The sequence below is a fragment of the Phyllobacterium phragmitis genome (assembly GCF_002980495.1).
Classification (GTDB): domain Bacteria; phylum Pseudomonadota; class Alphaproteobacteria; order Rhizobiales; family Rhizobiaceae; genus Paramesorhizobium; species Paramesorhizobium phragmitis.
Genome location: NZ_PVBR01000098.1, coordinates 1 through 458 on the forward strand (window position 1 = coordinate 1; position 458 = coordinate 458).

Here is a 458-nt window from a genome sequence, read left to right on the forward strand (position 1 = left end):
CCCTGTCCTTAGGGGCAGGCAGACGGCTGGAAAAGGCGAGGCTTTCGCCCGGCGCGATGATTCGCCCCTTTGTCCCCAGATAATAGTCGCGTTTCATGCCCGTCCGGTCTTTTATCGTAATGGCAAGCTCGGGCGCCCGGTCGCGCCTGGTACCCTCATTGCGGACCGTAGCCGCCACGAAGAGCACGTCACTGCCGCCATGCGCCTCGATATACATGCTGACGTCGCTGAGTTTCATGCCCGCAGGAATAGCGCTGGTCGCCTGCCAGTCCTTCGCCAAAATCCGCTTTGCCAGCACATGGCCGCCCGACATCCAGAATGCGCCGAAAGCGGCGAGCAGCACCAGAACCCAATAGGATGCGCCCGGCAGCCCGGCTGCAGCCGGCGCGAAGCCGTTCCGGGTTCCCGTTTTGAGGATCGAAAGGTGATCGGGTTCGAGCAGCACCGGAAGCGGCGGC

1 pseudogene is annotated in these 458 nt (G+C 63.3%); it reads right to left on the reverse strand.

Annotation, left to right across the window (positions count from 1 at the left end):
- A pseudogene (locus tag C5748_RS28430) lies at window positions 1-458 on the reverse strand (hypothetical protein); the annotation flags it as partial.